Source organism: Bartonella sp. ML70XJBT.G (assembly GCF_028618575.1).
Taxonomy (GTDB): domain Bacteria; phylum Pseudomonadota; class Alphaproteobacteria; order Rhizobiales; family Rhizobiaceae; genus Bartonella.
Window position 1 is genome coordinate 1 of sequence record NZ_JAQITA010000031.1, and the last position, 10,434, is coordinate 10,434.

Sequence of the window (10,434 nt, forward strand, 5' to 3'; positions counted from 1 at the left end):
TAAATGCTTCTCTTGCTCTGGTGTTAATGAAATGAAAGGAACAATCCCGCACAGGCAAGAGGACACATGGCTGTGGGGATTGTTTCCATCACAAGCAAGACTTAAGGTTGGCATTCATCCGCATTTTTATACCTTTTACAATAAGGGCTGTTTAAGCGCTTCTCAACACTGCGCTTGGGAATAACAGCACCTGGACGACAAATGGGGAGGTTTTCTTCTTTAAATGTATAACACCACCCACCCACATGTTCATCTTTATAGCGGAATCCTGATTGAATCATACAAGCATAAGTTGTTGCTCTTGCATTGTTGCTTCTCTCTCTATTTTCTCTATCAGGATCGATAAGGCTCGGCATGCCACATTCTAAAAGGGCTTTTCCTATCTCAGTAAAGTCTGCACCAGGCTTCTCCCACATACTCACGTATGCTGGAGAAGGTTTGTCAATATTTGATATGTCACATCCAGCAATACTTAACAGAATAAACCCACTCAATAATTTAAACAATCTCTTCATTTTTTTCTCCATAAATAACCTAAACCTAAATTATCTAAAATCGCATGAGGTGCATAAATTTTTACATTATGAAGTGTTCCATAAGCATTTTTACACGCATCACTCGCATCACCATAGCACTTATGGGTGGTAGTAGGGTTATGGCCACGTAGCGCACTCCCTTGCTCTTTTATTGCAATTGCTGGTGGAAATAATACATAGGGGAGCTTCAAGGGCACCTTATAAGCTGTCGGTAGATTATGACCAATTCCTGTACCAATGGGATCAAAGAAATGGTTTTGTAAATAAATATGATCTTTTTTACCATCACTCACATAATAGTGTGCATTCGCTATCGATAGTGAGTTATCAGCTGGTCCATAAAGATAGATATCTGTTTTCTCGGCAAGACCGTGGATGCCACGTTCTTCAAAGTCACGCAGTCCATTGCCTACTGTTAAGCTACCACGGCTATGCGCACTCACAATCGCTTCCTCATTGCCATAACGAGTGATAAAATCTTGGAACTTCTTACTCGAATTGCTCCATCCCCCAAAATACTCATAAATCGCTATCCCTATCTCTACTAACTTGTCTTTAGCTTCGGGGTGATAGGTAAAATAAAGGTGACCATTGTTATTAACAGCCATTTGGACAGCATTACCCGCTGCTTCATCGGGGGAATTAAAAATGCCATTGTAGAACATATAAACAGCGCCATCAGAGCCTTTTTGTAAATGATTTTCCTCCTCTGACTTTAAAAAGTGGTACAGAGCAATATTTTTTCCATCGCTGTCTTTTATAGGTTTTCCATTTTCATCGGTTAAATAGAGGACATTGCCATTTGCATCATGCGCAACCTCTCCTATGGGATGTTCTTTGACATCTGTAATTTGATGAATTTTATCAAGGTAACCAAATCCTTCATCGGATAAATCATTGATCATGTCTAAGCGATTATGCACGGCTGCCTCAAGCGGTGTGGCGTCTATCGGTGCTACAGCCTGGTGGGCTGCTGCAGTGTTGCGGTTGAGAGAGCCAATGATTTGTCCAGCATCTTGCCCCATCGCCCTCTGATTGCCTTCACCCGTTAGGATGATGGTGCCATCACTGATAGCGGATTTGGTTTCCCCTTCTGCATTATCTTTGGCTTTACCATGGTTTAAAACATTTTTGACAATGTTTTTTACCGTGTCATTCCCAGAAAGACTAAGCCCTTGGCTGCTGGCTTGCGCATGAGCGCTGTTGGTGATGTCACTGGTGCTAATGCTTGCTGTGGTCAGGCTGTTTTTGTCTGCCGGCGCACTGCTGGCAATAAGCCCCCCTGTGAGCGTGGTTGCCCCTGCAACAGTGATATCAAAGCCGCCATCACCCGCTTTGATACCTGATTGCTCCACAACACTGTGATAATCGCTAGAGGATTTATCCTTTTGGAAAGAGGCGCTCATGGAACCTCCTCCTCCCGTTGCTCCAGCACCAAAGCCAACAGAAACAGAATTTTGCTTGCTAGAGCTTTGCCCCGTATCACTGCGGCTGTTTACGGTGAGATCACCACCAACACCCATCTCTACACGGTTTGCAGAAAATACCGCACCATTCAATGTAGTATCCCCTCCACTGCTGGTATGAACTGTTCCGGTACCCACAACATGGCTGTTCTTGTGGTGTACCTCCTCACTGGAGCCTTCCCCTTGACTAAAAGCAGCACTACCCGTTGCCCCTGCGCCACCCGTGCCATAACCGGTGCCAACACTCATGGAAGCACTTTCACTGCTGTTTTGTGTGCTTTGCGTGTTTTTTGCACTTTCAAAGATGATATTTTGTCCTGCGCTCAAGGTAATATTCCCGCTCTGTGTATCATTTTCCAGCGCATAAATCGGGTTTGTGCCAGCGATTATATCCGCTCCAACACCATGGATATTTCCTTTGTGCGCGTTCATGTTGATAGAACGCCCAGCTTCTATGGTATCTGTTACCGCATTGGAGCCTTGAGAAGTGGCTTCTGCCTTCTCTGTCTTAAAGCCCACGCTCACACTGCCAGATGCACCAGCCATATTGGCAAGAACATCCTTGGTGGAGCCCCCCAACCCTCCTAATGAACTGCTCAATCCTTTGGTTATGTTCCCTCTTTCCCCCGTGTTGCCACCCAACCAATCAACAAAATTCCTGCCTGTATTAAAGAGGTGATTGATTTTGAGGCCGGTTAGTATAGCGTTACCAACTTTACCGTTTCCATCTTTATTATTCATGCGATCTGCTGAATCTTTTAGCCCTTGTACCGTGCCAAGAACACCAATATCGACAGTGGTCGTCACACCGGCAAAAAACTTTTCATGTTTTTCTTGTGTATTAGCGGTATTATAGCTTTCCGATAGTGTGATATTATTGCCAGCATCAATATTGACATCACGATTTGCCGAAACATTTGTCGCTTGTAAATTTACATCATTGCCGGCATTAATCTGCACATCATTGCCTGCGTGGAAATTGGACGGTGTATTGGTCTTTTCCCATTGATCGCCCGTATCTTTAGCGCCCGCAACCCCAACACCAATAGAGGCACCACTGTTATTCTTTTCAAACTGAAAGCCAAAGCCTGTGCGTTCTTCCTTTGAGTTTGCGCTATGACTATTGTGACCAGGTGAAACGTTCACATCATGGGCTGCCGAAAGCTTAATATCTTCGCTCGCTATAAAGTTAGAACCCACCACGTTCACATCTTCTTTTGTAGCGGTGATAGTGATATTTTTTCCATTGAACGAAGAGCCTTGATGTTCAAAGCTTTCCTCATTTTCTGTCTTGGATTCACTTCCATATATCGACACAAAGCCCTTGCCTGAACCAACACCAAAACCGGTTTCATGGGTTTCTGAATGGCTCTTATGATGGTCTGTCATGCCATTAATCGTTACATTTTCTGCCGCAACAGTGATGTCTTGATCTGCAATCATATGAGAAGCCGTAATCGTGGCATCTTTTTTTGCTTGCAAATCAATATTGCCCGTCGCCCCAAGAATGGAAGAAACCGTTGTGGTATGCGATTCAGCATTATCAGAAGATTTGCTACTCAAAAAACCACTTTCTGAGGATTGTGCTTGCTGATTATACTTCTCTTGCGCACCTTTAATGAGAATATTCCCCCCAGAGTGAATAGAAATATCCGCTTGTTTCTGATCAGGTGTTTCCCCTATCTTGCCGGCTGTAAGCACCGATCCTGTGATTGTCGTGTCATTTCCCGATTCAAGAGCAACACCTGTACCCCCAGATATGAGTGCACCTACCACTTGGGTAGCTCCAAAAGTTTTATGATAGGATGAGCGTCCCCCAAAAAGACCGCCATATTCTGTGTGGCTCAACATCTCACTGTGTAAGCTATTTTCCGCATTGTTGATAAGAATATCTTGGCTTGCTTTCAGCCCTACCTTGCCCTCAGCCGCAATGGAACTGCCCGTAATGGTGAGATCATGCGCTTTGCCATCCTGCCCCGCAATAGCGGTGATATCTCCCCCAGCATTGATCGAAGAGCCAACAGCAACAGAGGCTTGCATGTCCATTTTAAGATTTCCATCCCGAAAATGAGTATTTATCTCATCGGATTTGGTCTCTATTGTGATATCCCCTTGGGCGCCAAGTCCAACATTGCCCTTCGCATCTATATCGGAAGCAGCAACATGGATATCTTTTCCAGAGATAACCGTAGTATCTTTTCCAGAACTTAAATGAGAGCCATTGTGTACAGCAACATGGAAGGTTTCATGATCCGTGGAGCGATCTGCACTGTTGCGTGTGGCATCAATCGACACATTGTCTTTTGCTTGTAAGAAAAGATTATCCTGTGCTTGAACTTCAGAGCCTAAGATATTCAAATCTTTTCCAGAGAGAAGTGTCGTCGAGCCACCAGAGTTGACTTCTGATTTATGATGCATGGAGGCATCACCCTGTTCATCATGGTAATGGGTTTCTGCTGAACCGATCGTCAAGTTGCCTTCTTCTGTAGCCATGGCAAGATCACCTCCGGTGGTGATCCCCACCCCTGAGGCGGTGATATCTTGCTTAGCAATCACCGTTGCATTACCACCAGCAGAAAGCGCCTCGGTGTTTAAAACAGTCTCCACACCGTCAACCATTGTGCGCCCTGCATCCAAACGAATATTGTTCTGTGCAACTAAAACAGCATCATTTCCGGCGGCAAAATGCCCTCCTTTACCCAAAATATCATCACTGTGCACAGATAAATTATGGGTAGCGCTTATTCGCCCTGAATTCACCAGATCTTTACTGGTGATATTGACATCATCACCCATCATCAAAGCCCCAGCAGAAACAAAGGAGGCTCTGTCTTTTTCTGGGATGTACAGCACCGGTGCATAAACATCCATGCCCTTGACCTGTTGGTGTACATAAATCACCATTGGCGCTTCTAGTGAAGCCAATTGTTCTGGTGTGAGTGCCTCACCAAAGGGAAGATTGTGTGCTTTGGCATATTCTGCCCCACTATCCAGCAGGCTTTTGACTTGCTCGATCGAATCTTTTCCCGAAATAAACGATCCTTTGCCCAAACCTTGCCCTACAAGATCACGCATTTGTTTTTCAATCAGCTGCTTTTCAAAATATGCATCGCCTAAGAAAAAAATCTCTCTGTCAGGATTATAACCAATTCTGTTCAAATAATAGGCTGAACCATAAAACTTGCCCACATCGAGGAATTCTGCCCGCGTTTCATAAATGAAATTCTGGTTGGGCAGCGTGCCCCCAACACCCCCCGATTGGGGTTTTGGTAAAGGGAGCCCCTCAGAAAGTTCCCCTGCATCATTGAAATCCACTTTTGGTGTAAAGAGTGCACCAGCCCCAGTCAAACCGCTCAGCGCCTCCAGTGGATTACCCCCAACCGCTTTGGCTTCAAAATGGGATTCCCCCGTAATAGACCCTTCAACAGCTGTGTTGTTGAGTTGACCAACCACCAGATTCAACGTGCCTCCTGCCTGGACAAGACCAGAAACCGTATCAGTTACTTCTGAGCCAGTTTGGCGACTACCGTTATTGGCTATATCAAGACTAACATTACGGCTACCATCAGCGTTATAAGCATAACAATAAGCATCTGTATTGGCATGACAATGCATAAAGGTATTTTTATAAGCGGTCATCCCTACATTGGTCAGCGTCTTAGCTTGGATATCCGCATTGCCCCCTGCCTCTATAATGCTGTAATTATTCTCAATATCATCAGCGTTAATAATGAGATTGCCGTGAGATTGAATCATCCCTTGAACCGCCGGTTTATGCGAAAAACTCTGCGTGACAGTCTCCTCGCTCATGTGTGATTCATTATTCCATTGATACCCTTTTATGATAAATACGGAACCATCTAGATCCAGCCCAGCATGATTTTTTGCAAAGCCCCAAGTAAATGCCTTGTAGATTGTTTTATCTTTCAAAGTTATCTTGCCATAGGTTCCCTCTTTGTCAGGCCAAAGCTTTATTATATCAAACATACCCCAAGATTCTTCTTCATGAGTATGTATAGCGCCCCAAAAATCACCTTTTGCAGAATAATATAAAAAACCTCCGTCACCAGGAAAAAAACTATTTTCAAGAGAATCAGCCCCCTCTGGTTTTTGGAATGCGATAGTGACTTCTTCCGTTTTTTCCGTGATGACAGGCGTGCTGTCGGCCTCGTTTTGCAAAGTTTTGGTTTGGATCAATAAGTTTCCCCCAACTTGAATTAAGCCTGCTTTGTTAACAAGGGAAAGGCTTTTTCCTGTGCCCTCTCCATTGGTGAAAGATAAATCACCTTCTGCCATAATAGCACCAAAATCATTCAGAAAAGTCCCATCAACTTGAAGAGCACCACTTCCCCCCACATAGATTAAACCGGTTTTGTTGTTGGTCGCATCCCCTGTTATACTAAAGACTAAATTCTGACCCGCTGCCAATTGACCGCTATTCTTAAGCTCCCCTGTATTGATGGTAAAATCGCGTGCTGCTAAAACCGATGTTGCCTCATCAACCATAACCCCTGGCGCAACAAACAGAATGTCTCCACTTCCCCCTTCATCGGTAATGGCGTGTAGTCGTGCATGATGAATATCAAGGGCATGGGTGCTGTTAAAATCTAACCCACCATAGGTCAATTCGCTTCCCGAAACATCAATATGATCCGCAATTAAATACAGCGTTTGAGGCGTGTAAATATGAGAACGATTATTGCTTAAATCCAGTGTTGGTGCTCTCAACCTCACATCCCCCATGGCAGACAACACATTCTCAACACTGATCCCACCTGAAACGGATGTTAATGTTGCTCTGCCGTACCCTATGATCTGATCATAATAAATGTCGTTGCCAGCAAAAAGTTCAATATTTTCACCACTGATAATATGTCCAACCTTTATCCCTCTTTGTGCTGTGATCGAAAGGGAACCTTTATCATAAAAAACAAGATCACCAGAAGGGTTCCAAGGACTTACCTGAGAGCCAACAAAATCTAAACCTGTCATCACTGTGCCTGCATCAAGGCTGCCTACATTGAAAACAGCATCTCCACCCGTCATCAGAGAAGAAAAATCAACCGACCCACCACTAATGTCTGCCCTTCCGTAAGAGGCAAGTTGGTTAAAGTAAATCCCAACATTGGGATTGGCATGGATGGCTATATTTTGATGCGAAACAAGGGTTTGAGAAACTGAAAGCCCCCCCTGAAAATCCAATTTAACATCTCCGCCTCCATAAATGCTTTCGGCATCAATAATGCCCTCCCTACTTTGGAGATCAACAACCCCTTGGTTGCTCAAAACAAGGCTCTCTGCTGCTTGGGTCGCTGCCATATCAACCCCACCAGCTAAAAGATGTGCCCTGATATCACCACCGGCATGCCCCTTTAAATTGCCCCCAGCCAAAACAGTGCCAGCAATATTAAGCCCACCACCAGCCTCAAGTGCTATATCAGCCCCAGAACCTAACCCTGAGACTTTCATATCACGGCGTGAAGACAGCCTCATATTGTCCCCAGAGGTTGCTTGCCCTGCAATGGTTAAAAAACCATCTTGCGCTTCTGCTGTGACATGACCATCAGCTCCAACTGCCTCTAACGTCACATCCTTGTATGCTGCAATCTCAATATGCTTTTTGGAGCCAATCTGTTTGGCTAACACACTCTGGCTTTTGGATTTAAGAACAACACCTCCATGGCCAAAAACATTCTGCAACGAAATTTTCCCATCCGCCGAAAGATGTAACTGTCCTGCATTGGCCGCCATATCATGACGCATGCGCACCCCAACACCTTTTTCTGTTGCCACAAGTTTAATCTGATCCCCCTGGAGAGCCCCCAAAGCAGACCCATCTATGGCATATTCCGGTTTACCAGTAATATCGGTTAGCTCCTTCATCTGGCGAGAAGCATAGTCATAACTGCCCGTTCCTGCTGTCACACTAATATCCTTTCCCGCAACAGGACCTTCTAAATGCACCGTGCGAGAAACAATATCAACGATATCAACAGCCCCTTGGCCAGAGAAAAAATTCGCTCCCTTTCCAGCAAAAGTGATATCTCCACCCTTCACCACAAAACCCTTCAAAGAGCCAGAGACATCAATTTCTGGAACACCTGTGGTGAATGTCGCATGGGGTGTATTGATAAATCCACAACCATCACAGCTTATCCCATTGGGATTGGCTATAATCACATCGGCTGGGCGCCCAAAAACTTCTCCTGGACCATTTAAGGCACTTCTATTACCACTGGTCACTTCATTTAAAATGACCTTCGCAGAACCCGTAACACGCAAATGCGGATTGCCCGGCATAATGCCCCCCAATTGCGATTGCCCTACTTCACTCGCATGATTGTTCCAAATAACACCAGAATGACCAATATTAAAATCGTAATATTTATTGTGTGATAAACCACTGCTGTTTGGCGTGACAATATCAATGGAGGGAACCCCATTGGGCGCTGCTACAATATCAGGACGATGGGCGCTACTAGCTCCTGGATCAACAGCAATTTGTGCATGCAACATTGAAGGTGCTAAAAAACAAGAAAAACCAATTCCCCCAAATAAAACCTTTTTGAGCATCGTACTGGAAACGAGAACCTCTAATAAAGGGGCTCTTTGCTCTCTCTTCTTATATCCCATGCTTGTACTCCCCATCGCTCGATCAATTTTACTAGATGTTTAAAGATCCATTGTTAATGTCATAAAAAATGTGCCTGACTTCTTATGCTTAACCGTACTCCAGAAAATATTGGAATAACTCGCATCAAGAGAAACCACGCCCCCTGCAAGTTTTACGCCTGCTGTCCAACCAGCAAGCTGTTCATTGGTAAAACCATACAAAGGTTGTGCAAAAACACGACCATAGTCCAAACCAACATAGGGGCGAAGCTCGCCCAAAGTCTTTTGAAAAACCCCGTGGTTTCTCCACGGAATGGTGCGCAACAACAAATCATTACGGATAAAAAAACCGTTATTGCCAAAAATCAAACCCTCGCGTGTCCCACGAACATTGGAAGATCCCCCCAACGAAATCTGCTCTGCGCCCAATAAATTATCTGGGGAATATTGCCCACTCAAAAGATTGCTTAAGAGGAAATTCCACTCACCCACCTTAAAGGGCGTCATAACACTGATCGTACCAGTAAACTTTGCAAATTGAGGCTCCGCATCACCTGCTCCTGGTTCATGTTTTTTTACAGAATGAAACAAGCCTAATCCTTGCAAATAACTGGCATCAAAAGTCCAAGTCCCCCCTAACATCTGACGAGAATGCGAAATGCCAAAATTGGCTACGCTATATTGACGGCTTCCCACCTCTATCTTATTGCCAAGAAGGTAATTGTTGGTTCTTTTATAAGAAAGACCCACATTGAGCGTTGTCAGCGAAAGACCATCACGGTGAAGAACCCTACTGGTACTGGCGTGTAACTCACTGGAATCCCCCGTCGTCTCAATATCTGTAAAATTGCCATGGATAATGCTTTGGTAATTATAAACAGTGCCATTCAAACCAAAGGTCCAATAGCCATAAGGAATACTCACACCAACAGAAATGTTATTGCTGTGGCCCTCTTGCTTGCTCCCACCCCAATAATCTGTTTGGCTGCGTTGATAACCAAAATCCCACGCATCATTCATCCCTAAAATATTTTCTAGCTTTAAGCCCGCATGATAACGTGTATAACCCGTTGAGGATTGTCCTAAATTATCATGAGAAACACTAACCTTGAAAGCTTTACCAGGCTGATTGCTAATATTCACAATGGTGCTGCCATCTTCACGCCCTGGTAGGAGTTCACTTTTAGCATGCCCTGAAATCAGCCTGTTGATTTGATCAAGCCCCTGTTCAATATCCCGCATATTGAGAATATGGCCTTTAAGCCCCGGAAAAGCACTCCACACAACATGATTGTAAGCAGAAGCCGGAAAACCATTGTAATAAATATCCGAAAGCTTCCCCTCAACGACAACAAACTTTAATATCTTGCTGTTTTTGATATCTTGATCAGGAATATAAAAACGCGCCGTTACATAGCCTTTATCTAAATAAACCTTGGTTAATTGCTTGATCAAGAGCTGAATATCCCCAAGACCTATACATCTTCCAACATAAGCATCTGTTACCGCTGCTATCGAGCTCTTCTTTATATGCCGGACCCCATCAACAACAATATGATGAATAGAAAAGCAGTATCCACCACCTAAAAATGGACTATGGTTTTCTTCTGAAGGCGTCATTATTCTTTTAGGCGTTAATGCCCGTAAATTCTCAATTCTCTCTAATCTTTGTTGCTCAGAATAGCCGCGAGAAAAATTATCTGTTGGCGAACGGGGAGGTAAAACAGCCGGAGAATGGGCATAAACCGTTGCGCCATGAAACATGCCAAACAACACAACAATAACTAGAAAAAGCCTTAAAAAGCTCTCTTGGCGCAAAA

Annotated in this window: 3 protein-coding genes; all 3 read right to left on the reverse strand. The window is 44.3% G+C overall.

Annotated features, from left to right (window positions below):
• Positions 1-101: 101 nt before the first annotated feature.
• From PVV64_RS09330 to PVV64_RS09340, 3 genes are read right to left on the reverse strand one after another with little or no spacing between them, the layout of a single operon-like run.
• Positions 102-515, reverse strand: coding sequence for a hypothetical protein (locus PVV64_RS09330; RefSeq protein WP_273722212.1), 414 nt, complete (start codon positions 513-515; stop codon positions 102-104).
• Positions 512-8,635 carry a hemagglutinin repeat-containing protein gene (locus PVV64_RS09335; protein WP_273760746.1) on the reverse strand — a complete coding sequence of 2,708 codons (8,124 nt, stop codon included), beginning with the start codon at positions 8,633-8,635 and terminating at the stop codon, positions 512-514. The genes PVV64_RS09330 and PVV64_RS09335 overlap by 4 nt, the downstream gene beginning before the upstream one ends.
• Positions 8,636-8,674: 39 nt before the next feature.
• Entirely contained in the window at positions 8,675-10,432 is a 1,758-nt protein-coding gene (locus PVV64_RS09340) for a ShlB/FhaC/HecB family hemolysin secretion/activation protein (protein ID WP_273760747.1), read from the reverse strand.
• Positions 10,433-10,434 lie beyond the last annotated feature (2 nt).